This window comes from Luoshenia tenuis (genome assembly GCF_014384745.1).
Lineage (GTDB): Bacteria > Bacillota > Clostridia > Christensenellales.
This window is the reverse complement of record NZ_JACRSO010000001.1, coordinates 492009-518067: the sequence shown is the minus strand read 5'-3', so window position 1 is coordinate 518067 and position 26059 is coordinate 492009. Positions and strand designations below refer to the sequence as shown.

The following is a 26059-nucleotide window of genomic DNA, read 5'->3' as shown; positions in this document are numbered from 1 at the left end:
GAAAAAGGAGCGCATGAACCGATATAGGAAAAGGCGCAGCCGTATTTTGACAGGCGTCGTAGCCGCTGTGCTGCTGGTGTTGATGATCGCCGCGGCGGTATACTTCCACCTGGCCGGGGCGCGCAAGGCGGAGCTGTACGCCAAGCAGCAATACTACAGCGCCCTTGTGCACAGCGAGGCCGCCTGGCTTTGCGAGATACAGCTGGAAAACGGGGCGCTGCCCTTTCGCGGCCAAACGGACGGCACGGCTAGCATAACGCCGTATTTTTCGGATATCGCGGCCTGGGGGCTGCTAAAAGCGGGGGAATATGACGCGGTAAAGGCCTATATGCAATGGCATTTTGCCCACCTCAATACGGCCCAGGAAGATAAAAACGGCATTGCGGGCACGATCTATAATTATGAGGTCGAGGTAACCGGCGGCGTTGTGACGCGCGAGCAGACGGACCAGAGCTACGACTCGGTGGATTCATATGCCGCCACTTTTTTGAAGCTGGTCTGCGACTACGTCCAAAGCACAGGCGATCAGGACTTCCTGATGCAGCATGCACAGGAGTTTCTGGCCGTATTGGAGGCGATGGAGAGCACCATCGACCGCGACGGCCTGGCGGTAACAAAGCCCAGCTACCCGGTAAAATATCTAATGGATAATGCGGAAGTCTATGCGGCGCTCAAAAGTACCGCGGCACTGCTGCAAAAATATCCGCTGGAGGGCTCACCCCAGATACTGGAGCGGATCAACGGCCGGGTGGCCGCCATGGAGGGCAGCCTGGAAAATCTGCTTTGGAACCAACAGGAAAACCGCTATGAGATCGGGCTGGACGACAAGGGCGAGCCTTTGCGCTTTCAGGGCTGGCACGAGTTTTACCCGGACGCGACGGCCCAGGTGTTTCCCATCCTCTTTGGGGTGCTCCAGCCGGAGGACGAGCGGGCGCAAGCGCTCTACCAGCAGTTTTGTGCCGCATATGCCTGGGAGGATATGGCGCACTATGAAACGGATAATGCCAGCTTTTACTGGGGGCTAAGCGCCTATGCGGGCGCGTTGATGCAGGACGGGCCGCGCGTACACAACTACATGGCGTATTACAACAGCAATATTTTGCCCCGGCGGGATTATCCGCTGTATTGCGCGGATGCCGGGTGGGTTATTCTGGCCTGTGATCAGATGGCGGATTACTATCAGGAGCAAATGCAAAAGATCGATCCGCTGGGGATCGTGCCGGTCCATTAGCGCATTGGGGTTCTAAATGATATTTGAACTAAAAAACCATCCCTCCACGCATGCGGAAGGATGGTTTTTTGCACAGGTAACAGTGCGCCGTAAGCCCCAGGCTACCGCCTGGCGCCGTGCCGGCGCAGGCCCCACCGCCCCAGCGCCAGCAGCGCGCAGCCGGTAAAATACATCAAAAGATCCTGCACGTCAAAGGTGGCCCCCAGCAGCGCGCCCAGCACCGGCACTTGAGATAACCCCAGCAGCCGGGCCAGGCCCAAATACTGGGCACATTCCACCGCCGCGGCAAATAGAAAAACATAGAGGGGCAAAAGCGGGATATCCCGCCCGGCACAGGCGCGTACCAGGCAGTACAGGCCCCATACGGCCAGCATATCCCCAAGATAAGGGCGGATAAATCCATCGTGCACGTACAGGGCGATCCCCACCTCCAGGGCGAGGATCAGGATAAAGGCGAGCAGGTAACGCAAGCGGTTGTTCAAAGCGGTTCCTCCTAATGGCTCGGGCGATGCCCGTATTGACGAAAGGCTGCCTTTCGCATAAACTTAAATGACGGGGGAGATGATCCCCGCAAATGAGGGAGGGATCTCCATGACATTTTGGGCAAGCTATGGCATGCCGGTGGGCTTTGTTTTGGTAATTACGGTACTGGTGCCCCTGGCGCTGGTGGCCTTTGGGCTGATACGGGACCGGGCCAATCTTTTGCCCTTTGGCTTTGGCGCGCTGGCCTTTGCCGTCTCCCAGCTGGTACTGCGCCTGCCCCTGCTGGCGCTGGTGGGCAGCTGGTTTACAGCCCCTGCCGCGCAGCTCTCGGTAGGGTATGCCGCATATGTGGCGGCAATCTCCTTTTCAGCCGGGCTGTTTGAGGAATGGGGCCGGTTCTTCTTTCTTAAACTGCTTTCCCGCAGGGAACAACTGGATGGTTACGACGCGCTGGCCTTTGGCTTGGGCCATGCCAGCTGCGAGGCGCTGGTGCTGGTGGGGGCCAGCTACCTGGTGTTGCTGTGCACGCCGCTAGGGCAGCTAACCCTCTCCCAGAGTGCGCCGGCGGATATCGCCATCGCCGGGATGGAGCGGGCACTGAGCTATTTTATCCACGTGGGGCTGACTTTCTTAGTCTTCTCCGCGGTGATCCACAACCGCAGGCGCAAGGTCTGGGGCGCGGTGGCGCTGCACGGCATCGTCAACTTTTTTGCGGTGGTGCTAAGCTCGGTGTTCTCGGGTAACATCTGGCCGGCGGAGTGCTGGATGTTCTTTTGCGCCATTGCCGCGGGGTTGTACGTGCTGCTGCGCCTGCCGGATTATCTGCCGGGTCACCCTAAAGCCTGACAGACGGCCGGCAGCACTTTTTGCCTATTATATACGTACATACATCTGTAATATTAATAGGAAGCGATTTGTCCTGCTTTTGAGGGGAGGCGTGCCCATGGACCTGCGGACGGCTACCCCGGCGGATGTGGAAGCGATCCTGCATCTGATCGCGCTTGCCCGGGAGCACTTGCGCCGCCTGGGCATAGATCAGTGGCAGGGCCCCTATCCGGGCCGGGAGGCGATCCTGGAGGATATTGGTCAAGGCGCAGGGTATGTGCTGGAACGCGCCGGCGTGGCGGGCTATGTGGCGATCCTGCCTGGGGAGGAGCCCACTTACCGCCAGATCGAAGGGGCCTGGCTGCAGCAGGGCCCTTACTGCACCCTGCACCGCGTGGTAGCGGATACGCGGCGGCGCGGACAGGGGCTGGGTGCCTCCCTTTTGGCAGAGGCCGCCGCATTGGCACAAAAAGGGGCCGTGGAGGCTTTGCGCGTCGATACCCATAGGGCTAACACTCCCATGCGCCATTTGCTGGAAAAGCAGGGTTTTGTGCCTTGTGGGCAGATCACGCTGGCGGACGGCGCACCCCGCGTGGCCTATGAAAAACGACTGTAGCGCCGGATAAGCAAAAGGCAGAGGAGCATTTTCCTCTGCCTTTTTGGTTCTGCTTTAAAGCGTATCCCGCTCGGGCGGCAGGGCGCGGCAAAAGGCCGGCAGGTCTCCGTGGGACAGGTGCACCGGCCGCAATAGTACGTGCAGCTGCCTGCGCTTGGGGTAAAGCCGGTGCTGGGGCAGCGGCTCGGGGCCGCAGCTGTTGGAGCCAAGGCCCCCCTGGGCCGCATCCAGCGAAAGGATGACCTGCTCGGTACGCGCCAAAGAAACGTCATGCGTGGCCTTTTCCAGCTGCGCATCGGTATGGTGCCGGGCGGAGAACTCAAAGGGCTGCCGGGCGATCACCGCCAGGCCCAGGCCATGGGGGCTTAAAAGGGCCAGCATGCGGGTATCGTAATGGTTGCCGTACTCCTGCGGGCGGATATAATCCACATACTGCTGGGACACGGTGGAGCGCCATAGGCCAAAGGAGGCGTTCTCCTTCAGGTCGCAATAGGTCTGCCCGGGGCCAAGGCCCAGATAGGTCAGGTTCTCCAGCGCCGGGTCCAGGGCCAGCGTCACGCCCATGCGGGGGAGGTAGGGCAGGTAATCCTGCGGGCGGAAGTCCACCTTCAGGTCGATATCTCCGTTGCCGTATACCGTATAGGTGGAGATGATGTCCGCCACCGGCGGGCAGGCCGCCGCGGCCAGCCTGGCGCAGGCGCACACCGTAAGGGTACCGTCTTTATTATAATGCCAGGAGCAATCCCGCTTGCGGGTCTGTAAGCGATGAAGCCCCGCCTTGCGCCACACTTCTTCGATGGCGTGGGCATCGTTATCCGTAGGGGCGCGCCAGAAGTTAGGCTGCGGGCCCTTGGCGATCAGCTCCAGGCCCTGATAGCCAAGGGCGCACAGGTTGCCCTGGGTCAGGTCAAAACGGGCGGTAAAATCCGTGCCCGTCACGGTGAGGACGCGCCCGTCAGACTGGGTCTGCATACTGGGCAGCGCGGCTAAGGGCAGTTGGGGCGCTGCGGCGGTGTCCGGCAACAGGAACTGCTGGAAAGCCACCCGGTGGCCGGCATGGGCCCACAGGGTATCCTGCGCCAGGGCAAAGGATACCTGCAGCGACCAGACGCCGGGTATGGGCAGCCGCTGGGGGAAGGGCAGCTCCAGCTCCCGGCTCTCCCCGGGGCCGATGTACAGCGGCGCCAGCGCGCCGCTGGCCACGGCGCGCCCATCCACCCGCAAAGACCAGCTGGGGGTCAGGTACCCCAGGTCCCGGAAAAAGTGGCGGTTTTCCACCGTGATGCGCCCCTGCTCCGGGTGCGCGGCGGTGATGTGCACCGGCTGGATGATCCACTTGTAGGCCTTCAGGCTCTCATGAGGCACCCGGTCCGGGTTGCACAGCCCATCGATGCAGAAATTGCTATCGTGAGGGTACTCGCCAAAGTCGCCGCCATAGGCAAAGTGGCTGGCGCCTCCTTCATCCTGTACGCGGATGCCGTGATCCGCCCACTCCCATACGCATCCGCCGATCAGCCGGGGATAGCGGTAAAAGGCGTCCCAGTAATCCTTCAGGTGCCCGGGGCCGTTGCCCATGGCGTGGGCGTACTCGCACTGGAAGAAGGGCCGCTCGTCCTGAACCTGAGCGCCCTGGCGGATGCACTCCTCCAGCGTTGCGTACATGCGGCTGACGATGTCCAGCTCTGCCGAGTCGTAGCCCCCCTCATAGTGGATGGGGCGGGTGGGGTCTAAGGAACGGATGGCCTGAGCCATGGCCACGTGGTTTTGCCCGTGGCCGGATTCGTTGCCCAGCGACCAGATGATCACGCTGGGATGGTTGCGGTCCCGCAGGACCATGCGGTGGGCCCGCTCCAGATAGGCCTGCTGCCAGGCCGCATCGTCCGATATGGCCGATACGTTGCCCACCTCTTCCATGCCGTGGGTCTCAATATCGCACTCATCGATGACGAACAGGCCGTACCGGTCGCAAAGGTCTAAAAAGCGGGGATCGTTGGGATAGTGGGAAGTGCGGACCGTGTTGATGTTGTACTGCTTCATCAGCCGCACATCCCGCTCCATCTCCTCAAAGGTGACGGCGTAGCCCCGGTCGGGCGAAAAGTCGTGCCGGTTCACGCCCTTGAGCTTAACGGATACCCCATTGACCCACAGCTGCCCATCATGTACGGCCACCTCTTTAAAGCCGATGCGCAGCGGGCTGATCTGCTGCAGGCCGCCCGGGCCTTCCAGCGCCAGCACCAAAGTGTATAGGGCGGGCACTTCGCAGTTCCAGGGCGTCACGTCCGGCACGCGCAGGGTCATCTCCTCCTGCAGGGAGGCAAAGCTGCCGCTGGCAGCCAGCTGGCCCCGGGGCCCGTACAGTTTGGCGGAGAGGGTATAGCCGGTGGTATCCTTATTTCCGGCCATGGCCGGGGTAATGCGCAGCACCCCGTCGCGCCCCTCAAAAGCGGTGCGGGTATAGACGTCCGCTAAGTACACCGGCCCTTGGGCGGTCAGGTACACGTCACGGAAGATGCCGTTCATCCGCCACATATCCTGATCCTCTAAATAGCTGGCGAAGGACCACTGAAACACCACCACGTCCAGGTAGTTATCCCCCTCGCGCAAAAAGGCGGTGATGTCAAACTCGCTGGGCAGGTGCGCCCCCTGGCTAAAGCCCACGCGGGAGCCATTTAAATATACGTAGAAAAAGCCGGCCACCCCGTCAAAGTGCAGGTGCACCCGCCGCCCGGCAAAGGCCGCCGGCAGGCGGAAAGCGCGCCGGTAAAAGCCCACCGGGTTCTGGTCCGGCACATAGGGCGGGTCCACCGGGAAAGGATAGCGGATATTGGTGTACTGGTTGCGGCCATAGCCCTGCATCTGCCAACAGGAGGGCACGGGCGTTTCATCCCATTTCAAGGTCTCTACCGCCGAGGTATCCAGCACCTCCGCCGGAGAAAAACCCCCGGCGTTTTCCGCGTAGCGGAAGGCCCACACGCCGCTGAGCAGCTTAAAATAGGGCGATAGCTCCCGCTGGAAGGTCAGCGCCGCCTCCTCCCGGGCATACGGGTACATCGTGGCGCGGGAGGGCAGCCGCCCGGCGGAAAGCACTGCGATATTTTCCAGATCTTTTGCCATTTTTTCTCCCCCTCATAAGGCCCGCAGGCCTTTATCTTCACATGGTTTTGGGGCGCACAGCATCCGGCGCCCTATCTCCTATTATAGGGGGTATCCCCGGGCAGGGCAAGGCGAAAAATGGGGAGAGCAGGCGCGTTTGCGGGGAGCATTCAGGGCATGGTATAATGGTGGCGGATAGCAAGGGCGTAGAGGCCCTGCGCCCATCCGCACAGGAGGCCCCAGCGTACCTTTATAAAGCGTCATTCAGAGCGCAGGCGCAGCCGCAGCGAAGAATCTCCGGCATTGGCACGAGGGCAGGGCTTTACCGGCGGGGCGTGGGCAAGCAATACCCGGCACTCTCCATGAGATGCCTCGCGATGCTCGGAATGACGGGGAGAACAAGCGGGTTCTGGGCCGCCCCCTGCGGCAGGCCGGGGGAAAACGATAGTAAATGGAGGGGCGCCATATCCGTACGCCCATGGAAAACGAATTGGGGGAGTAACGAAATGGGGAAGACCTTGGTGGTGGCGGAGAAGCCCTCCGTTGCCAAAGAGCTGGCGCGGGTGCTTAAGTGCCGCAAGTCCGGCGAGGGGTGCCTGGTGGGGGAGGATTATATCGTCACCTGGGCGCTGGGGCACCTGGTGGGCCTGAAAGAGCCTGAGGAGATCGACGAGCGCTGGGCCCACTGGTCGCTCAAGGCCCTGCCCATCCTGCCCGGAGAGATCCCCTGCAAGGTGCTGCCCAAAACACGCAAGCAGTACAGCGCCATCAAAAAGCTGATGCTAAGCGACGAGGTCACCGACCTGATCTGCGCCACCGACTCCGGACGGGAGGGGGAGCTGATCTTCCGGCTGATCTACCACCAGGCCGGCTGCCGCAAGCCCTTTAGGCGCCTCTGGGTCTCGGCCATGACGGATGCCGCCCTGCGCGAGGGGCTGAAAAACCTGCGCGAGGGCCACGAATACGACGCGCTCTACCAGTCCGCCCGCTGCCGCGCCCAGGCGGATTACCTGGTGGGCATGAACTTTACCCGCGCCTACACCGTGCGCTATCGCTCGCTTTTATCGGTAGGGCGGGTGCAGACCCCCACGCTGGCCATCCTGGTCAGGCGGCAAAGGGAGATCGACGCATTCGTCAGCCAGGATTACTGGGAGGTAGAGGCGGACTTTGGGGACTACAAGGGCACCTATCAGACCCCGCAGGGGGAGAGCCGCCTGTTTGAAGAAGGGCTGGCCCAAAAGGTGCGGGATGCGGTAGACGGCAAAGCGGCCCTTATCCTTCGGGCGGATTATAAAGAGGGCAGCCGCGCCGCCCCCCTGCTTTACGATTTGACCGACCTGCAGCGGGACTGCAACCGGCGCTTTGGCTTTTCCGCCGCGCGCACGCTGCGGGCCGCCCAGGCGCTTTACGAGCGGTATAAGATGATCACCTATCCCCGTACCGACAGCCGGTATTTGAACCGGGCCATGATCCCCAAACTGCCCGGCACCCTGGCCCGGCTGACCTTTGGCGCATACGAGCCCTTTGCCCGTCAGGCGCTGGCGCTCCCTAAGCTGCCCATCACCGGAAGGCTGGTCAACGACAAGCGGGTGCACGACCACCACGCCATCATCCCCACCGATACCACGCCCCACCCCGAGCGGCTGGAGGGGGATGCGGCCAAGGTGTACGATTTGATCGTGCGGCGCTTTATCATGGCCTTTATGCCGCCGGAGCGCTATGAGACCACCGAGATTTTGACCCGGGCGGCGGGAGAATACGATTTTTTGACCAAGGGCCGCCGCACCCTCGACCGGGGTTGGCGCGCCCTGGAGCCGCTCCGCAAGCGCGAGGGGGAGACTGCGGAGCTGCCGCGGGTACAGGCCGGGGAGGCGCGGCAGGTAGAAGGCGCGCAGGTGCTGCAAAAGGCCACCCAGCCGCCCCAGCCCCACACCGAGGACAGCCTGCTCTCGGCCATGGAGAACGCGGGCCGGGAGCTTGCGGATGAAGGGCTGCGCGAGCAGATGAAAGACAGCGGCCTGGGCACCCCGGCCACCCGCGCCGCCATCATCGAGCGGCTGATCGCCGTGGAGTACGTTACCCGCAAGGGCCGGGCGCTTAACCCCACTGAAAAGGGCAAAAAACTGATCGAGATCGCCCCGGCGGAGCTGACCTCGCCCGAGGTCACCGGCCGGTGGGAAAAAGAGCTCAGCCGCATGGCCCGGGGCGAGGCCGCGCCGGAGGGCTTTATGGCCGGCATTGAGGACTATGTGCGCGCCGTGGTGGAGGATATGATCGCCCACCCGGTAAAGATGCAGTTCCCCAAAAAGGAAAAGAGCCCCAAGGAAAAGGCGGCGGCGGAAAAGCGCAAGGCCCCCAAAGAACCCTTGGGCAAGTGCACCCTTTGCGGGGAGGGAGAGATCTTGGAGAACTCTAAGGCCTACTACTGCACCAACTGGAAGGAAAAGGGCTGCAAGTTCACCATCTGGAAAAACGCGCTGGGCGGGGAGGGCGTGCGCACCATCACCCCGCTGATGATGAAAAAGCTGCTGTGCGGCCAAAAAGTCACCCTCACCCGGGGCACGGTCTCCCTGGTTTCCCCGGAGGGCGGGCTGGATTTTGCGCTCAAACCCGGCATGGAGCCGGCCCCGCCGCGCAAGGCGCCGGCCCGGCGGCGCTATGCCCGCCGAGGGGCAAGGACAAAAAAATAAACGCAACGCATCATGTGCCGTGGAAGAAGCATTCGCCTCCGGACCTGGGAGACGAGATTTATACCCTTTGTGGATTAAGCATTGGGCTTACGGCGCACACTATCCCGTAAGAACGGTACGGCGATGGAGGCCCAATCGATATGAATTTAATACCCAATAAAATCAAGATCATGGTGGATTCAACCGCCATGCTCAGCCGCCAGGAGATGGCGGACACCGGCATCGGCGTGATCGAGCTGCCGCTTTTGATCGGCGCTACAACGTATTATGAGCGTCCACGCGGGGAAAATGACGCATTGCTAGCGGCGCTGGCCACACCGCAGGCCCAGCAAGCCACCACCTCCCAGCCGGCGGTGGGGCAGGTGGCTGAACGCTTCCAAACGGCGCTGCGCCAGGGCTATGAGGTGATCTGCATTCTGCTTGGCGCTCAGGTGAGCGGCACCTATTCGTGCTGCCAGCTGGCTGCGCGCATGGTGGACAGCGGGCGCATCTCGGTGGTGGATTCAGGCGTGGGCGCCAGCGCCCTGCGCTTTTTGGCCTTAGAGGCGCAAAAAATGGTAGAGGAAGGGCACGCGCGCGAACAGATCGTCTCCAGCCTTGAGGCGCGCAAAGGCGCATCGGCGGTGCTGATCGCCCCCAAATCCCTGGATCACCTGCGCCGCAGCGGGCGCATCGGCGGAATTGCAGCCATGCTGGGCTCGGCGTTGAACATCCGCCCGGTGGTGCGCCTGCAGGGTGCGCTGCAAACGCTGGGCAAGGCCCGGGGCGAAAAAAGGGCCATGGAGATGATGCTTTCCGCGCTGCCCGCAGGGGCGCGCTTTATCCGCGTGCTGCATGTGGGCGACCCCGAGGGCGCCGCGCGCCTGCAGGCGTTGGTGCTCTCGCGCGTGGAAGGGGCGCAGTGCGGCGTTGAAGAAGCCAGCCCGGTCTACGCTGTGCACTTCGGGCCGGGGGCGCTGGGCATCGCCTACGCGGCAGCACAGGCGTAAAAAGCGTTGCTTGCGCGCTGCGGACGAATCTAAATAGCGAGTCGGGTGTGGGTGAAACAGTAGAATAAGCGCCTGATAAGATCAGTCATATCAGATAAGAAAAACGGCGCTTTGCAAAAAAGCGGGCGGGGAAGGATTATTCCTCAGTGGTCAGGGTAAATAGATCGTTGGGCGTGCATTCCAGCAGCAGGCAAAGCGTCTCGATATTTTCGTACCGGATGGATTTGGTCTGGCCGTTGACCATTTTGTTGAAATTCTGGTAGCTCATACCCATCTGTTTATAGAGCCAGTACTTGGTATGCCCCTTCTTCTCCAGCAGAGAGAGGATATTCAGTTTCAGCATATCGCATTCTCCTAGTATTGGTTTAAGATAATTTCGATACTAGAAAGTTTGCGCCAAAAGGGCATAGACTATTACATTATATAATGGGTCGATTTTTCATCAAAAATCGGCTTTTTTGCATAAAAAAAGCCCGAATGCCACCATAGAGTAGCATGAGGGCGCGGGAATCTCTGTCTTGTGCAGGGGGCTGTTTTTTAAACATCCTGCAGGTTGTCGTCGTCAAACGAGTACTCGTTCAGATCCTTAAAATCCAAAAATTCCGCCAGGGTCATATTCAGGCCCAGAGCAATGTGGTGCAGGGTGGTGATGCGTGGGTCTTTGGTAATGCCGCGCACAATGTTGTCGATGGTGGATTGGTTGAGACCGCACATGGTAGCCAACTTATTAAAGGCGATCTGGCGCTCCTTGCATAGTGCGGTGATCCGTTTGATGATGATTTCAGAGTAGGTCAAGGCAAATCCCCCACTTAACAAAATTTATCTAAAGGGTATCAAGAAAAAAACAATAGCTTACCCGTATTCGGGTAAGCACTCACAGTTTCGTCTGCTATAATAACCTATATTCGGGTAATACCGCCGGGAGAAGGGTCGGTATCAAACCCATCCAGCAGCGCGGCTATCGTGGTATCCAGCGCCCGCGCCAGGAGAACCAGTTCGATATCCGTCACAAACCGTTGGCCGTTTTCAATGCGGCGGATAAAGTGATTGTCCACGTCATAGCCCATCACCTGCAGGCGCAGGGCTAGCCTGCGCTGAGAATAGGGAGGGTTATGCGCCAGACGCAGCCGCCGCAGATTTCGCCCGATCAAATTGTTTGTGCCATCCGGCGCCTTTAACTTGAACATGGACAGGTCCTCAATAAGCTAAGATAGGTGGTATATACTGTTAATCATTACAAGATTTTAAAGTGTTATAATGAAAATATTGGTTAACGGTATTCAACACTTGCGAAATTTTGAAGGATGTACTGCAAGTATTTTCACTAAATTTGCAATGAAAAGGGCAAAGGGGCGTAAAAAAAAGGACGCGTGCCGCATGAATGGGGGCCGCGCCTTTAAGAAGTGAAGGCAAGTGTATGGTGCGCGGCCGATGGTTGAGGTTTAACGGATCTCCTGCTCCAGGTTTTCAAACAGGGGCGAATCAAAAAAGAAGCGCAGGCTGATGTCCAGCCCGTCGCAAATCTTTTTGATGGTGACGATGCCAGGGTTCTGGCTCTTGCGGCCGAGCATGCTGTATATGGTTGATGGCGGCATACCTGCTAGGTAGCCTAAGGCGTTTATAGCCAGCTGTTTTTCAATGCACAGCTCGATGATGCGCCGTGCGACAGCCTCTTTCGTGTTCATGGTAGCACCGCTTTCCTTGAGTACATACATTCATCATAAAAAGTTTGGGGTTGCACGTTCTGGGATATATCCAAATGTAGGGCAGATTTTTAGTAGTAATATTTGGAATATGAGATACGCTGCAAAGCGCATCGCCATTAGCATGTCCGAAAAACGTGGATAGGATGCCTGGAAGATTGAAGCCGGCGCGGGTTCGGTTTTGAATTGCTAATAATCTTTCGGGGAGATATAATAAAAGTGCCCTGATGAGGGCAGATAAATTGATGGCGCACCGCCTGGCAGGCGGGCGCCCGGTTGGTGGGACGCAAATGGAACTACGCTTGCTCTGCGGCCGGGAGGGCAGCGGCAAAAGTAGAAGAATATTACAGGAGATCGGGCAGGTAGCCGCAGCGGGGCGGCCTGCCTATTTTGTGGTTCCCCAGCAATTTACCTTTCAGGCCGAGCGGGACCTGATGGAGATCCTGGGCCTGAAGGGGCTGATGGGCATAGAGGTGCTCAGCTTTGAGCGGCTGGCCCACAAGGTTTTCGGCGTTACCGGCGGGCAGGACGAGGTGTTTTTGGATGAGACCGGACGGCTGATGGTGCTGCGGACCATCCTGACACGGAGAAAGGACGAATTGAAGGCCTTTCGCGCCGCCGCGGGGCAAAGCGGCTTTGCGGGCCGCTGCGGCGAGATGGTGCGGGAGATGCACCAATATGGCATGACCCCGGAGGTGCTGCGCGCCAGGGCTAGCGACTGTGGAGAGGCGCTGCTGGCGGCCAAGCTGGAGGACTGCGCGCTGATCCTGGAGGATTTTGAGGGTTTTCTTGCGGGGAGGTATATCGACCCGGAGGGAAGGCTGGCGGCCCTTTGCAGGCAGATACCGGACTGCGAATTTTTAAAAGACGCTTATGTGTTTATCGACGGGCTGGACTCGTTTACCCCGCTGATCGAGAGCGTGGTGGAGGCGCTGATGCGGGTATGCGCCAGGGTGACGGCCACGCTGGCGGTGGACCATGAACGCCCCTGCCGGGACGAGGGGCTTTTTGCCGTAGACCGGTATTACGAAAGCCGCCTGCGGGAGGCGGCCATGCGCGTAGGGTGCAAGGTGGTCACGGTGGAGGTACGGCCGGAGGCCGGGGCGCTGCGCGCGCGCAAGGCGCCCGAGCTGATCCACTTAGAAAAGGAGCTTTACGCCTTCCCGCGCCGCGGGTACGCGGGAGCGGATACCGGCGCTGTGCGCCTGTTTTCGGGCACGGGCCCGCAGGCGGAGGCGGAGGATGCCGCCCGGGAGATCCTGCGCCTGGCGCGGGATGAGGGGATGCGCTACCGGGAGATGGCGGTGGTGTGCTGCGACCTGGAGGCATACGCGCCCCTGCTTAAAACGGCGCTTGAGCGGGTGGGCGTGCCCTGCTTTATCGACCGCAAGCGCCCCGCCCGGGATGATGCCGCGGCCGAGACGGTGTTGCAGGCGCTGCGCGCGGCGGATGGGCGCTACCGCACTTTGGAGCTGATGCGCCTGGCCAAGGGGGGCTATGCAGGGCTAACGGGCGAGCAGGCCGAGGTGCTGGAGAATTACGCCCTTTTTGCCGGGTTGCAGGGCAGCGCCTGGTTAAAGCCTTTGCACTATGGGGAAGAGCGCTTTGACTTAAGCGTGCTGGAGGTCTGGCGCCTGAAGCTGGTCGAACCGCTGGAGGCCCTGCACCAGGGCCTGCGGGCGGCCCGAAATGTAGAGCAACAGTGCCGCGCGCTGTTCCAGTACCTCGAGCAGATCGGGCTACGACAGGCGCTGGAAGAGGAGGCGGCCGATGCGGGGCAGGACGCGGCCTTTGCCGCCGCCCACGCCCAGGTGTGGGCGCTGATCCTGGACGTGCTGGACCAGGCGGTGACCCTGATGGGCCCAGAGCGCCAGAGCCCGCGGGAGCTGCTTAAAATGCTGGAGAGCGCCATGGATGGCGCGGATATCGGCGTGATCCCCACCGCGCAGGATCAGGTGCTGGTGGGCAGCCTGACGCGCAGCCGCAGCCCGGAGCTGAAAGCCCTGTTCCTGCTGGGGCTAAACGATGAAGGCGGGCAGGACCGGCTGCGGGAAGAGGGGCTGCTGCACCGGGGAGAGGCCGACCTTTTGGCCGCACAGGGTACGGTGGTAGCGCGCACCAGCGCCCTGCGTTTTGGCCAGCAGCGCTTTGCCCTATACCAGGTAACGGCCCGGCCACTGCGCCATTTAAGCTGCAGCTACGCCATGAGCGACAGCGCCGGCCGCCCCCGCCGCCCGGCGTTTTTGATCGCCGGGCTGCAAGAAGCCCTGCCCGGACTCAAGACCCAGAGCGACATTCATCCGCTCTCGCCGGCACAGTTGCTTTCGGCCCCGGGGGAGGCGCTTTACCAGCTGCTGCCAAAGCTGGGCGAAGAAGCCCGGGGCGCCGGGATGGGAGCTGAATACCGCGCGGCAGAGGAATACCTGCAAAGCCAGGAGGCGTGGCGCGGCCGCCTGATGCGCGCGCAGGCGCTGGCCGGGCGGCGGGCCTTCCCCCAGATGTTGAGCGGTAAAGCCCTGGGGGTAATGGGGCGCGCGCCCTATAGGATGAGCGTGACCCGCTTGGAGCAATTTGCCCAGTGCCCCTTTAAGCACCTGGTGCGCTTTGGCCTGGGCGCCCGGCCCCGGGAGGAAGCCCGGGTAGACGCGCCTGGTACGGGCTTGCTGCTGCACGAGGGGATTGAGCAGCTCAGCCGTGCCGCGCTAATGGGCGGGTGGGATTTTGACCGCCTGGAGACAGATGAGCTGGAGGCGCGCAGCGATGCGCTGGCCGATACCATTTTGCCCCGCTACTTTGCCGGCAAGCTGGGGGAAAGCGGCCGGGGCCGGTACCTAAGCGACCGGTTTAAAAAAACGCTGCGCCGCAGCGCCGGCCTTCTGGCCCGGCAAATGCGGGAGAGCGGATTTGAGCTTCAACATGTGGAGTTGGATTTTGGCGGGGAGAGCCAGCTGCCCGCCCTGAAAGTGCCGCTGCCCGGCGGGGGCGAGGTGTGGCTCTTTGGCCGGATCGACCGGATCGACGTGCTGCATGGGCCGCAGGGGGACAGCCTGCGGGTGATCGATTACAAGAGCGGGCAGGCCGCCTTTAGCTTGCGGGATGTGTACTTTGGCCTGCGCATCCAGCTGCCCACCTACTTAAACGCGGCGCTGAACGGACTGCCGGGGGCGCACAAGCGCCCGGCGGGCATGTTTTACTTTGCCTTGCGGGATCCGCAGCTCAGCTTGGAGGCAGAGGACAGCCTGGAGCGCCAGACGCTGGCCGCAGGACGGCTGCAGGGGCTGGCGCTAAACGACCCGGAGCTGCTGCGCGCGGCGGATCATGCCCTGGAGGGGATGGGCGAATCCGCCATTTATCCGGTGCGGCTGAAAAAAGACGGGGATGCCAGCGGCAGCGCGCTGGTCACGGCCGAGCAGTTCGAATCTGTGCTCAGGCGCGCCCTGCGCATGGCGGGCACCTGGGCTAAAGGCATCCTGGAGGGGGATTGCCGGGCCTATCCGGTGCGCAGCGGGGCCTATACGGCCTGCATGCATTGCGATTACGGGGCCATCTGCGGGTTTGACCCACGGGATGCCCGCTGCCGTACCCGTACCCTGCCCGACGGTACCCAGGCCGAGGCCCTGGCGGCCATGGAGCGGGAATGGAAGGAGGGAAAATGATGCCAAACTGGACGCCGCACCAGCATACCGCGATCTACGACCGGGGGAAAAGCCTGCTGGTCTCCGCCGCTGCGGGCAGCGGAAAGACCGCCGTGCTGGTAGAGCGCATCATTTCTCTGATCCGCGAAGGAGAGGACTTAGAGCACATGCTGGTGGTGACCTTTACCAACGCCGCCGCCAGCGAGATGCGCGAGCGCGTCCGGGATGGGCTGGAGCGCGCCCTGCGCGAGGAGGGGGAAAATGCGCATCTGCTCGCCCAGCTGGAGGCCATTGGCCGGGCGGATATCTCGACCATCCACCGCTTTTGCGGCGAGCTGTTGCGGCGTTATTTCCACCTGGTGGGTATTGACCCGGGCTTTCGCATTTTAGAGCAGCCGGAGGCTGACCTGATGGCGGGCGAGGCCGTAGAGGCCGCCTTTGAGGAAGAGTATGAGCAGGCCACCACCCGGTTTTATAACCTGTTGGATTCCTTTTCCGCCACCGGAGATGACGCGCCGGCACGGGAGGCGGTGCTGCGGCTGTACCGGTTTGCCCGCAGCGACCCGGACCCACAGGGGTACCTGCAGCGGGCGCTGGAGAACTACAGCCTCAAGGAGGCGGATTTTGCCGCGTCACCCTTTGGTAGCGAGCTGAAAAGCGCGGCGGTGGAGATGCTGCGCGGCGCTTGCAGCGCGCTTTGGCCCTGCGTGGAGATGAGCAAAGCCCCCGGTGCGCCCGAGAAGTACGCGGCCTATTTTGAGACGCATTATACCTTGTTTGTCCAGACGGCAGAGCAGTTGGAGCAGCTGGATATGGCGCAGGGCGCGGCGCTTTTGGCTGGCCTTGGTTTTGGCCGGCTGCCCGCCCGGCGCAAGGGGGACGACGAGGCGCTGTGCGAGGCCATTAAAAAACGGCGGGGCGCGGCGCAAAAGTTGCTGGCCCAGGCGCAAAAACAGCTGACCCCGCCCGAGGGCGGCTATACCGCCGGGCTTGAGCGGGCTGGGGAGCTGGCTTACGAGCTGGTCTACCTGACCCAAAGCTTTGCCGCACGCTATGCGCAGGCCAAGCAGGAGCGGGGCGTGCTGGACTTTTCCGATCTGGAGCACGAGGCGCTGCGCTGCCTGCGCGCGGGCGCGGCGCAGGAATGTGCCCGACAGTACGCCTATATCTTTGTGGATGAGTATCAGGACTCCAACCTGCTGCAAGAGACGCTGCTGTCCACCTTTGCGCGGGAGGACAATTGCTTTTACGTAGGCGACGTTAAGCAGAGCATTTATCGCTTCCGCCTGGCGGAACCGGGGCTGTTTCTCGAAAAATACCGGCGTTATGCCGAGGGAGGTCCCCATCAGATGCGCATCGACCTCAACCGAAACTTCCGCTCCCGTCCCGAAGTGCTGGAAGCCGTTAACACGGTATTTGAGCGGATCATGCAGGAGGGGCCGGGGGGCCTGAACTACGGCGCGGCCGAGCGGCTATACCCCGGCCGGGAGGCGGTGCAGCCCCCGATAAGGGCGGAACTGCACCTGCTCTCCCCGCGCAAGGAGATGGAGGGCGAGCCCGAGGCCTTGGCCGAGGCGCGCCAGGTGCAAATAGAGGCCAGGGCGGTGGCCGCCCGCGTGGCGGCGCTGTTGGGTGAGGAAATGCCCGATGGCGCGGGCGGAACGCGCAGGATCTGCCCGGGGGATATCGCCATTTTGCTGCGCACGGTGCACAACCAGGAAAAGGAGTTTTTGGATGCGCTCTCCGAGGCAGGCGTCCCCGCCTGGTCAGAAGGGGGGGCGGGCTTATTTGAGGCGCCGGAGGTATCCGCCTTTTTGGCGCTGCTCAAATGCATTGACAACCGCCGCCAGGATGTGCCGCTGCTAAGCGCCCTGCGCGGGCCGGCAGGCGGCTTTGAGTTGGAGGCGCTGTGCGCGCTGCGGCTGCGCTATCCGGGTACCCGCTACTTTTTTGAAGCCTGCCTGGAGGCTGCAAATGATGCCGAAAGCGGGGAAGAAGGGCAGAAAATGCGGGAGTTTTTTGCCCGGCTGGATGGCTGGCGGGCCCGGCTGCATACCATGGGTTTAGGCGACTTTATGGATTACCTGATCGAGGATTCCGGCTTTATGGCGGGCACGCTCACGTTGCAGGACGGGGCGCGCAGGCTGCAAAACCTGCGCCAGATCGCCGGGCAGGCCCGCAGCTATGGCGCGCATATGGGCAACCACCTGGATGGATTTCTCGCCACCTGTGAGAACCTGCGCACGGGCGGGGAGAGCGCGGGGGCCGTGCTGCTGCCCCAGGGCGAGCAGGTGGTGCGGGTGATGAGCATCCACAAATCCAAAGGCCTGGAGTTCCCCGTGGCCATTGTGGCAGGGCTGGGGCGGCGAATGAACCGCAGGGATACCACCGCGCCGCTGTTGATGGACCGGGCTTTGGGCTTTGGACTGCGGGATTACGATGCGCAAAAGCGGCTGTTCGGCCCCACGGTGATCCGCAGGGCCATCGCCAGCCGTACCGGGCGCGAGGCGGTGCGCGAGGAAATGCGCGTGCTGTACGTAGCCATGACGCGCGCGCGGGAAAGGCTGCTTCTCTTTGGCTCTACCGGAGGGATGGAGGAGACGCTTTCGCGCTGGCGCAGCGCAGGGGATTATGCGGCCCAAGCCCGCCAGGCCAAAAGCCTGCTGGATATGGTTGGCCCGGTAGCCCTTTCTCCGGAGGGAGAGGCCGCCTTTGCGGTGACCTGCCACCGGGAAATGGAGGGTTTTGAGGTCCCCGCCGTGGCCCAAAGCCCGCTTTATGAAGAACCGGAGGCGGATGCGGCCGCAAAGCAGGTGCTGCGCCAGCTGTCCTGGCGCTATCCATACGCGCAGGCTACGGGCACACCCAGCAAGCTGACGGTCAGCCAGGTGCGCTTTAAGGAGGGGGCGGGCGAGGTACGCTTTGCGCCCCAGCCCCGCTTTATGGAAGGGGAGCGGCAGATCACCCCGCTGCAACGGGGTACGCTGACCCACCGCATGTGCCAGTTGATGGACTTAAAGCGCGCCCATAGCTTAAAGGACCTGGAAGCGCAGCTGCAGGACTTTGTGGCGCGCAGGTTCTTTTCCAAAGAGGAAGCGGGGGCGATCTCCCTGCCGTGGATTTGGCGGTTTTTGCAAAGCGATATCGGCCGCCGCATGGCTGCGGCCCAGGTTTTGCACCGGGAGATCCCATTTAGCTTATCGATCCCGGCGCGGGAATTGTTTGAAGAAACCGAACATGGAGAGGGGGTCGTGGTACAGGGGATCATCGACGCGTGTTTTTTGGAAAATGGAAGTTGGATTTTGCTCGACTATAAGACCGATTACCTGCCATTTGGCGAAATGGCAGCCTTTAAGCGGCGCTATGGCCCGCAGCTGGACGTGTATGCCCGGGCGCTTGGCACGCTGACGGGTAAGCCCGTATCCAAGGGGTACCTTTACCTGTTGCGCAGTGGGGACTGCATTGAAATGCCTTTGGGCACGTTTTTAGGGTAGGGCCAAAAATGTGGCTGGCTTTTTGAGGCATTGCGGGATGAGGGGGGACAAAACGGGCTATGCTATCCAGGGATGTATACGTTCTTTTCCTGAGCGAAACGCTATGCTATAATGGTAAAGCCCAGGGGAAAAACCTACAAAATTAGGGGAAAATGAAAGATATATAGCAGGAAAACTGCAAAATGGTTTTGGTGGCTTAGGGATAGTTGTAACTAGGAGGGATTTCATTCATGGCAAATGGAAAGGATCATTTGAAAGACGAGGGCGCGGGGAAAGAGCAGGTCAAGCCGCTCGTCAACAAGCAGATATTTTATGACCTATGGGAGCAGGATATGCCAGAGTTGGCCGCAGAGCGGGAAAAACTTGAAAAGATGACAGAGGAACGGCTGGGTGAGGACGAAGCCGGATATCTCTCTTTACAGGTGGATGAGGATCTGCTGGCGCAGAGCCGCAAAGTGGATGAGCTGATCGTCGAACAGATGAAGCGCATGGGTATGCTGGACGAAAACGGAAAGCTGTCCGAAAGCCAGAAGCCCAAAAAGGAATAAAAGACTTTGATGATCGTTTTATCAGGCTATGCATTTTGATGGGTAAAAAATGCAGTACTTAAGGGGAATGGCGCGTATATGCGCCAAAGTTTAAGCATAGGGGCATCATCATTCAATTTCCTATCCACTTTCAAACCTTGAATATAATGAACCGCTTCTGTATAGGGGCGGTTTAGTTTTATGCTGAGGCGGGGACGGGCGCAGGTTTATTATAGCATGGCGTTTCGTGTCAGGGTTCGCATTTGCGCTGGCGGGCGAATGGGAGAGGGGCGCTTAAGAAGGACAGAGTACACGCCCCTCTGGGGAGGCTTGCTCGCGTCCCGCAGGGGACGCGCCTCCCGCGGAGGAATCCCCCCGAGGGGGTTGGGTTCGGTTAGGTTCGGTTGGGTACGGTTCGGTTAGGTTCGGTAGGTGCGTCACACCGCGTCACAGCTGCGTCACGGTTGCGTCACGGTGACGCGTCACCAAAGCGTCACAGCCGCGTCACGGTAAGGCGCTGCCAAAGTGCGGCGCGGGCAGTGGCCTTGCAGGCGTTAAGCAGAAAATATAAAACGCCCTTTAAAGCCGGACGGTTTTTACAGGAACGCCTGATTTTTAGGGGCGCTGGCCGAACAGGCGCGCTTATATTGCGGGCGGGCAGAGCAAAGAGGCGCCGCAGGGCAAAGAAAAAACGGGTGTGGCATTTGCCACACCCGTTTTGTACGCTTTTAAGCGGTAAAGCGCTTATTTCTGGGGGCCAGCGGAAACCAGCGCCTTGCCGGCCTCGTTGCCCTCGTACTTGGCAAAGTTCTTGATGAACCGGCCAGCCAGATCTTTGGCCTTTTCTTCCCACTCGGAAACGTTGGCGTACGTATCGCGGGGATCCAGGATCTTGGGATCCACGCCCGGAAGCTCCGTGGGTACTTCAAAGTTGAAGTAGGGGATCTTCTTGGTGGGCGCATTGAGGATGTCGCCGCTCAGGATCGCATCGATGATGCCGCGGGTATCGCGGATGGAGATACGCTTGCCGGTGCCGTTCCAACCGGTGTTGACCAGGTAGGCCTTGGCGCCGCTCTTCTTCATACGCTTGACCAGCTCCTCAGCGTACTTGGTGGGATGCAGCTCCAGGAAGGCCTGACCAAAGCAAGCCGAGAAGGTGGGCGTGGGCTCGGTAATGCCGCGCTCGGTACCGGCCAGCTTGGCCGTAAAGCCGGACAGGAAGTAGTACTGGGTCTGCTCGGGATCCAGGATGGAAACCGGAGGCAGCACGCCGAAAGCGTCCGCCGAGAGGAAGATGACCTCTTTGGCCGCGGGCGCAGCGGAGACCGGGCGCACGATGTTATCGATATGATCGATCGGATAAGAAACGCGGGTATTCTCCGTTACGGACTTATCGTCAAAGTCGATCTTGCCGTTCTCATCCAGCGTTACGTTTTCCAGCAGCGCGTTGCGCTTGATGGCCTTGTAGATGTCGGGCTCGGACTCTTTATCCAGGTTGATGACCTTGGCATAGCAGCCACCCTCAAAGTTAAAGATGCCGTTATCGTCCCAACCGTGCTCGTCATCGCCGATCAAAAGACGCTTAGGATCGGTGGACAGCGTGGTCTTGCCGGTGCCGGACAGGCCGAAGAAGATGGCCGTGTTCTCGCCGTTCATATCCGTATTGGCAGAGCAGTGCATGGAAGCCACGCCCTTGAGCGGCAGGTAGTAGTTCATCATGGAGAACATGCCCTTTTTCATCTCGCCGCCGTACCAGGTGTTGATGATGACCTGCTCGCGGCTGGTGATGTTGAAGACCACGGCGGTCTCCGAGTTCAGGCCCAGCTCTTTATAATTCTCAACCTTGGCCTTGGAGGCGTTGTAAACGACGAAATCCGGCTCAAAGTTCTTGAGCTCTTCCTCGGTGGGCTGGATGAACATGTTCTTTACAAAGTGGGCCTGCCAGGCCACTTCCATGATGAAGCGGATAGCCATGCGCGTATCGGCATTGGTGCCGCAGAAGGCATCCACAACGTAAAGCTTTTTGTTCGAGAGCTCTTCCTGGGCGATCTTCTTCACCACATCCCAGGTCTCCTTGGAGGCGGGGTGGTTGTCGTTCTTATACTCGTCGGAAGTCCACCACACGGTGTCTTTGGAATTCTCGTCCATCACGATGAACTTATCCTTGGGAGAACGGCCGGTGTAGATGCCGGTCATAACATTCACGGCGCCCAGCTCGCTGACCTGGCCCTTTTCGTAACCTTCCAGGCTCGGATCGGTCTCCGCCTTAAATAAATCGTCAAAAGAAGGATTGTGCACGATCTCCGTCGTTCCGGTGATGCCATACTTGGTCAAATTGATGTCTGCCATATTCTGCTCTCTACCTCTTTTCTTTGTATTTTTAATGCATTGCAAACTGCCTTTGGCGCCGGTCTTTAGGGGAATTAAAAATGCCCCAACCTTCACCACTTACCATTATACAGAAACCAGGGAAAATTACAATACAGATTTGGCAATTTTGCAATAAAAAGGCCCTTTTCATTCACAATGAATGAAAAGGGCCTTTTCTTTAAATGCTCATTCCAAAGGGTAAAAGCTTATTCGGCGTCGACCTTGGCCATGTGCTGGATCAGGTTGACGACCTTGTTGGAATAGCCCCACTCATTGTCATACCAGGCAACGAGCTTTACAAAGGTGGGCGAGAGCATGATGCCGGCGGTCGCATCGAAGATGGACGTGCGCGGATCGGTGGTGAAGTCGCTGGAAACCACAGCATCCTCGGTGTAGCCGATGATGCCCTTGAAGCGATCAGACTCGCTGGCTTCCTTCATCGCGGCTTTGATCTCGTCATAGGTGGTCTCTTTGGCCAGGCGGCAGGTCAGGTCCACAACGGACACGTCAGCCGTGGGCACGCGGAAGGCCATACCGGTCAGCTTGCCGTTGAGCTCGGGGATAACAACACCCACAGCCTTGGCCGCGCCAGTGGAGGAGGGGATGATGTTGAACGCCGCGCCGCGGCCGCCGCGCCAATCCTTCTTGGAGGGGCCGTCAACGGTCTTCTGGGTAGCGGTGGTAGCATGGACGGTGGTCATCAGACCCTCGACGATGCCGAACTTATCGTTGATGACGCTGGCCAGAGGAGCCAGGCAGTTGGTGGTGCAGCTGGCGTTGGAAACAACCTTCATATCCTTGGTGTAGGTATTCTGGTTTACGCCCATAACGAACATGGGGCTCTTATCCTTCGCGGGGGCGGTGATGACGACCTTCTTAGCGCCGCCCACAAAGTGCTTGGAAGCCTTCTCTTCGGTGCAGAACACGCCGGTAGCCTCGGCGATGTACTCAGCGCCGCAATCTTTCCACGGAATCTCCTCGGGGTTCATGCAGGAATACACGGCCACTTCGTTGCCGTTGACCACCAGCTTGTCGCCCTTCACGCACACCTCACCGTCAAAACGGCCATGTACGGTATCGTACGTGAGCATGTATTTCATGTACTCAACGTCGATGAAAGGATCGTTGATGCCGACGACCTGCACTTCAGGATTGGCGGCAGCCGCGCGGAAAACCAAGCGGCCGATACGACCAAAACCATTGATACCAATTTTTACCATGATTTTTCCTCCTTAGCCAATTTATGCTTCTATTATTTTACTCCACCTGCCCCCAAATGACAAGCCAATTTGTGAATTCTTTAACACTTCTTGATGCAATTATAACGCAACCGCCCCGCACACCTGCAAAAATGCGGAAGATTTTGGCAAACGGTGACGTGCAAACGGTTTTGCTGCGCAATTAGCAGCCATAAAGATGGGAAACGTGTTAAAATATAACTTGTAAAGAACGAATGGAAAGGGGGCGGGCCATGGCGGGCTTATGGATCGCGCTGGCGCTGGCGGCCCTGCTGGTTTTGGCGCGGCTGATCTATGATTTCAGCGCGCTGAAGGTGACGCACATCGCTTTAGAACACCCCAAGATCGCCGCGCCTGTACGCATCTGCCACTTGAGCGACCTGCACACGCGCTCTTTCGGGCGGGGCAACCGGCGGCTGCAACAAAAGGTCGCCGCGCTTGCGCCTGACCTGATCTGTATGACCGGGGACATGGCCGACCGGCGCCGGAAAAACGCGCGCTTTGTGCGCGAAACTGCCCGGGTACTGGCCGCTATCGCCCCGCTTTACTACGTATCCGGTAACCACGATACCTATGTAAATAAGCGCAAAAACCGGCTGTTTGGCGCGGTGCAAGTGCGCGCGGGCGGTGGGGAGGCGCCGGGAAGGACCGAGCGGGTGGTACACATCGGCAGGACTTCTATCGGCATCAGCGCGCTTTCGGATGACGACGACAAGGATGCGGCGCTGATCGCACGGGCGCGCAGGCTGCGCTTTAAGGGCGAGGCCTTCCACCTGTTTTTATGCCATAAGCCCGAGATATACCCGGATATCGCGGACATCGGCTTTGATTTGATGCTGGCGGGCCATGCGCATGGCGGGCAGATCCGCCTGCCGGGGCTGCCCGCGCTTTTTGCCCCCGGGCAGGGGTTGCTGCCCCAATATGTGGGCGGCTTGTACCGGGAGGGAGGAAGCGCGCTGGCGCTCAGCCGGGGGCTTGGGGCCTCCAGCCGGATGCCGTTTCGCTTTTGGAACCCGCCCGAGATCTTGTGCATTACGCTGCAGCCATCCAAAAAGGAGGATAAGGGATGCTGAAAAGCTGGGTGCGCCAGGCGCTTTCCCTGGGGCTGGGGCTGGCCTACATCGCACTGGGGCTGGCGGCCCTGGTCAAGCTGGGGGAGAGCTGGCGCTGGACGGTGTACGTTATTGGCCTGGTGCTGATCGGACTGGCAGTCGCCCACCTGATCAGCGGGGCGCAAAAAAGCGAAAAGGGCTATAAAAACCCTGCCCTTTGGGCGCAGGCTGCCCTGACGCTGGCGCTGGGCGTGACCTTGCAGCTGCATCCCGGGGACTTTGAGCCGGTGGTGCAGGTCGTGCTGGGGCTGTGGATCGCAGGGCAGGGGATGATCGACGCGCTGGTCGGCCTGCAGCTCTGGCTGGACGGTGAGCCGGGAGGGTGGACCCGGCTGGCTTTGGCGCTGCTCTCATGGGCTTTTGCCGGCACGCTGTTTGCCGTAGGTCAGGTGGCGGAGCTGTTTTACTCGCTGGTGTTAGGAGTGTACCTGCTGCTGTTTGGGCTGCGCAACATCTACCGGGTATTGGAGCAGCGGGGGGTATTGCGCAAACCCCTGCCCCAGAGCGTCAAGCGGCGGCTGAGCATCTCGCTGCCTATCTTTATAGAGGCTTTCTACCCCTCGCATCTGCTGCGGAAGATCCGCCGGGCGATCCGGAAACAGGGGGCCGAAAGCTTTACCAAGGCCTATGAGATCGGCGGGGAAAGCGCGGATATCGAGGTGTACATCCACCTGGCCGAGCCCTTTATGAGTTCATTTGGCCACCTGGATATCGCCATTGGGGATACGGTGATCTCCTATGGCAATTACGACCCGGGCGGGCACCTGCTCTGGGGATTATTCAGCCGGGGCGTGGTGGCCGTGGCGCCCCGGGAGGACTACATCTATTATTGTATTGAAAAAGAGAATAAGGTGCTGCTGGGCTACACCATTTCCGCCACGGCACAGCAGTTTGCCGCCGTGCGGGAAAAACTGGACGAGCTGTATGGCGACTGGCAGCGCTGGAAGCCGGTGCGGGGGGATAAGCGGCTGGACTATCTTTTTAAGATGCAAAAGTACACCGGCGCCAGGTTTTACCGGGTGGTCAAATCCCCCTTCCGGCGTTTTTCCACCCTTTCGACCAACTGCGTGCGGATGGTGGACCAGCTGCTGGGGGCCATGGGCTTTCGGCGCATCGCGCCGGGGGATACCATTACACCTGGCGCGTGCTACCGCTTTTTTGAAGGGGAGCTGGCGCGGGAGGAGAGCCCGGTGCGCGGGCGGCGTATCTACGTAAAAAACGGCGGCAAGGATCTGGAAAAGCGAAAGAAAGATCAGCTGCGCAGGGAAAAAAAGGAGAAAAAGCGCAGGCGCCGCCAGAAAAAGGCGGCCCGCAGCAAAAGGCGCGCGGCCAAAAAGGCCGGCATAAAAGGCTAAAAGGAGGAATGGAGATGCCGGACAGGATCGAGATCCGTATGGCTACAGCGGCGGATGCGGCGGCGCTGCGGGCGATTTATGCGCCCTATGTGCGCCGCACGGCCATAACCTTTGAGTACGCCCTGCCCACAGAGCAGGAATTTGCCGGGCGCATCCAAAATACCCTGGCGCGCTACCCGTACCTGGTGGCCCTGCGGGAGGGCGCGCCCCTGGGCTATGCCTACGCGGGCCGCTTTAACGGCCGGCAGGCCTACGATTGGGCGGTGGAGACCTCCATCTACCTGGCGCCGGAAGCCCGGGGAAAGGGATTGGGGCGGGCGCTGTACGCTGCCCTGGAAGAGATTTTGCTCGCGCAGCGCGTGCTCAACTGCAATGCCTGCATCGCTACCTGCCAGGGGGAGGACCGGCATCTGCCCGTGGGAAGCGTGCCTTTTCACCAGCGCATGGGCTACCATCTGGTGGGGCGCTTTGCAAAGTGCGGATATAAGTTTGGCACCTGGTATGATATGATCTGGATGGAAAAGCATTTGGCCGCCCACCCGGCGCTGCCGCAGCGCTTCATCCCCCTGGAGGAGATGGAAGCGCAGTGGCGGGGTTATCGAAGGATCATTGACCTTGGGCGGGAATAGGGAATAGCAAAAGCCCCCGGCGTAAGCCGGGGGCTTTGGTCTTTTTAACAGAATTAAGCGGGCAATCCG

At 60.4% G+C, this 26059-nt stretch carries 19 protein-coding genes; 11 read left to right on the top strand and 8 right to left on the bottom strand.

Annotation, left to right across the window (positions count from 1 at the left end; translation table 11 throughout):
• Positions 1-13 precede the first annotated feature (13 nt).
• Positions 14-1231, top strand: a complete 1218-nt coding sequence (locus H8699_RS02510) for a glucosidase family protein (RefSeq protein WP_249284339.1) — start codon at positions 14-16, stop codon at positions 1229-1231.
• A 101-nt stretch (positions 1232-1332) separates the two neighbouring features.
• Here the strand turns inward: H8699_RS02510 and H8699_RS02505 are convergent, their stop codons facing one another.
• Positions 1333-1713 (bottom strand): ribosomal maturation YjgA family protein, encoded by a 381-nt coding sequence (locus tag H8699_RS02505; protein ID WP_249284338.1) that lies wholly within the window; start codon positions 1711-1713, stop codon positions 1333-1335.
• A 109-nt stretch (positions 1714-1822) separates the two neighbouring features.
• Here H8699_RS02505 and H8699_RS02500 point away from each other — a divergent pair, with 109 nt between their 5' ends.
• Both H8699_RS02500 and H8699_RS02495 read left to right on the top strand, forming a co-directional pair.
• Entirely contained in the window at positions 1823-2560 is a 738-nt protein-coding gene (locus tag H8699_RS02500) for a YhfC family glutamic-type intramembrane protease (protein ID WP_249284337.1), read from the top strand.
• Positions 2561-2657: 97 nt separating this feature from the next.
• Positions 2658-3155, top strand: a complete 498-nt coding sequence (locus H8699_RS02495; protein WP_249284336.1) for a GNAT family N-acetyltransferase — start codon at positions 2658-2660, stop codon at positions 3153-3155.
• A 54-nt stretch (positions 3156-3209) separates the two neighbouring features.
• Here the strand turns inward: H8699_RS02495 and H8699_RS02490 are convergent, their stop codons facing one another.
• The gene (locus H8699_RS02490) at positions 3210-6269 is read right to left on the bottom strand and encodes a glycoside hydrolase family 2 TIM barrel-domain containing protein (RefSeq protein ID WP_249284335.1); all 3060 of its coding nucleotides are present in this window, start codon (positions 6267-6269) and stop codon (positions 3210-3212) included.
• 485 nt (positions 6270-6754) lie between these two features.
• Here H8699_RS02490 and H8699_RS02485 point away from each other — a divergent pair, with 485 nt between their 5' ends.
• A complete protein-coding gene (locus H8699_RS02485; RefSeq protein WP_249284334.1) occupies positions 6755-8938 on the top strand; it encodes a DNA topoisomerase 3 in 2184 nt (727 codons plus the stop codon).
• Between the two features lie 140 nt (positions 8939-9078).
• Positions 9079-9927 carry a DegV family protein gene (locus tag H8699_RS02480; RefSeq protein WP_249284333.1) on the top strand — a complete coding sequence of 283 codons (849 nt, stop codon included), beginning with the start codon at positions 9079-9081 and terminating at the stop codon, positions 9925-9927.
• 136 nt (positions 9928-10063) lie between these two features.
• On the opposite strand, the gene H8699_RS02475 is transcribed toward H8699_RS02480, so the two are convergent.
• The 4 genes from H8699_RS02475 to H8699_RS02460 all read right to left on the bottom strand — a co-directional run bounded on the left by H8699_RS02475 (position 10064) and on the right by H8699_RS02460 (position 11612).
• Positions 10064-10270 carry a helix-turn-helix domain-containing protein gene (locus H8699_RS02475; RefSeq protein ID WP_138294853.1) on the bottom strand — a complete coding sequence of 69 codons (207 nt, stop codon included), beginning with the start codon at positions 10268-10270 and terminating at the stop codon, positions 10064-10066.
• A 194-nt stretch (positions 10271-10464) separates the two neighbouring features.
• Complete coding sequence (locus H8699_RS02470; protein WP_147517986.1) at positions 10465-10722, bottom strand: helix-turn-helix domain-containing protein; 258 nt, start codon at positions 10720-10722, stop codon at positions 10465-10467.
• A 104-nt stretch (positions 10723-10826) separates the two neighbouring features.
• The gene (locus tag H8699_RS02465) at positions 10827-11114 is read right to left on the bottom strand and encodes a helix-turn-helix domain-containing protein (RefSeq protein ID WP_249284332.1); all 288 of its coding nucleotides are present in this window, start codon (positions 11112-11114) and stop codon (positions 10827-10829) included.
• A 255-nt stretch (positions 11115-11369) separates the two neighbouring features.
• The gene (locus tag H8699_RS02460; protein WP_147517985.1) at positions 11370-11612 is read right to left on the bottom strand and encodes a helix-turn-helix domain-containing protein; all 243 of its coding nucleotides are present in this window, start codon (positions 11610-11612) and stop codon (positions 11370-11372) included.
• Between the two features lie 308 nt (positions 11613-11920).
• Here H8699_RS02460 and H8699_RS02455 point away from each other — a divergent pair, with 308 nt between their 5' ends.
• The 3 genes from H8699_RS02455 (at position 11921) to H8699_RS02445 (ending at position 19307) form a co-directional block, all read left to right on the top strand.
• Positions 11921-15286: a PD-(D/E)XK nuclease family protein gene (locus tag H8699_RS02455; RefSeq protein ID WP_249284331.1), complete on the top strand. Its 3366-nt coding sequence runs from the start codon at positions 11921-11923 to the stop codon at positions 15284-15286.
• Positions 15283-18759 (top strand): UvrD-helicase domain-containing protein, encoded by a 3477-nt coding sequence (locus H8699_RS02450; RefSeq protein WP_249284330.1) that lies wholly within the window; start codon positions 15283-15285, stop codon positions 18757-18759. The genes H8699_RS02455 and H8699_RS02450 overlap by 4 nt, the downstream gene beginning before the upstream one ends.
• Positions 18760-18989: 230 nt before the next feature.
• Positions 18990-19307 (top strand): hypothetical protein, encoded by a 318-nt coding sequence (locus tag H8699_RS02445; protein WP_138294848.1) that lies wholly within the window; start codon positions 18990-18992, stop codon positions 19305-19307.
• Positions 19308-20030: 723 nt separating this feature from the next.
• On the opposite strand, the gene pckA is transcribed toward H8699_RS02445, so the two are convergent.
• Together pckA and gap are read right to left on the bottom strand one after the other, a co-directional pair.
• A complete protein-coding gene (gene pckA / locus H8699_RS02440; protein WP_249284329.1) occupies positions 20031-21635 on the bottom strand; it encodes a phosphoenolpyruvate carboxykinase (ATP) in 1605 nt (534 codons plus the stop codon).
• A 227-nt stretch (positions 21636-21862) separates the two neighbouring features.
• On the bottom strand, positions 21863-22879 hold the full coding sequence (gap, locus tag H8699_RS02435) for a type I glyceraldehyde-3-phosphate dehydrogenase (protein ID WP_249284718.1): 1017 nt from the start codon (positions 22877-22879) through the stop codon (positions 21863-21865).
• A 248-nt stretch (positions 22880-23127) separates the two neighbouring features.
• Here gap and H8699_RS02430 point away from each other — a divergent pair, with 248 nt between their 5' ends.
• From H8699_RS02430 to H8699_RS02420, 3 genes are read left to right on the top strand one after another with little or no spacing between them, the layout of a single operon-like run.
• Positions 23128-23967, top strand: coding sequence for a metallophosphoesterase (locus H8699_RS02430; RefSeq protein ID WP_249284328.1), 840 nt, complete (start codon positions 23128-23130; stop codon positions 23965-23967).
• Positions 23961-25361 carry an HdeD family acid-resistance protein gene (locus H8699_RS02425; protein ID WP_249284327.1) on the top strand — a complete coding sequence of 467 codons (1401 nt, stop codon included), beginning with the start codon at positions 23961-23963 and terminating at the stop codon, positions 25359-25361. The genes H8699_RS02430 and H8699_RS02425 overlap by 7 nt, the downstream gene beginning before the upstream one ends.
• Before the next feature lie 14 nt (positions 25362-25375).
• Positions 25376-25990 carry a GNAT family N-acetyltransferase gene (locus H8699_RS02420; protein WP_249284326.1) on the top strand — a complete coding sequence of 205 codons (615 nt, stop codon included), beginning with the start codon at positions 25376-25378 and terminating at the stop codon, positions 25988-25990.
• The last annotated feature ends 69 nt before the right edge of the window (positions 25991-26059 follow it).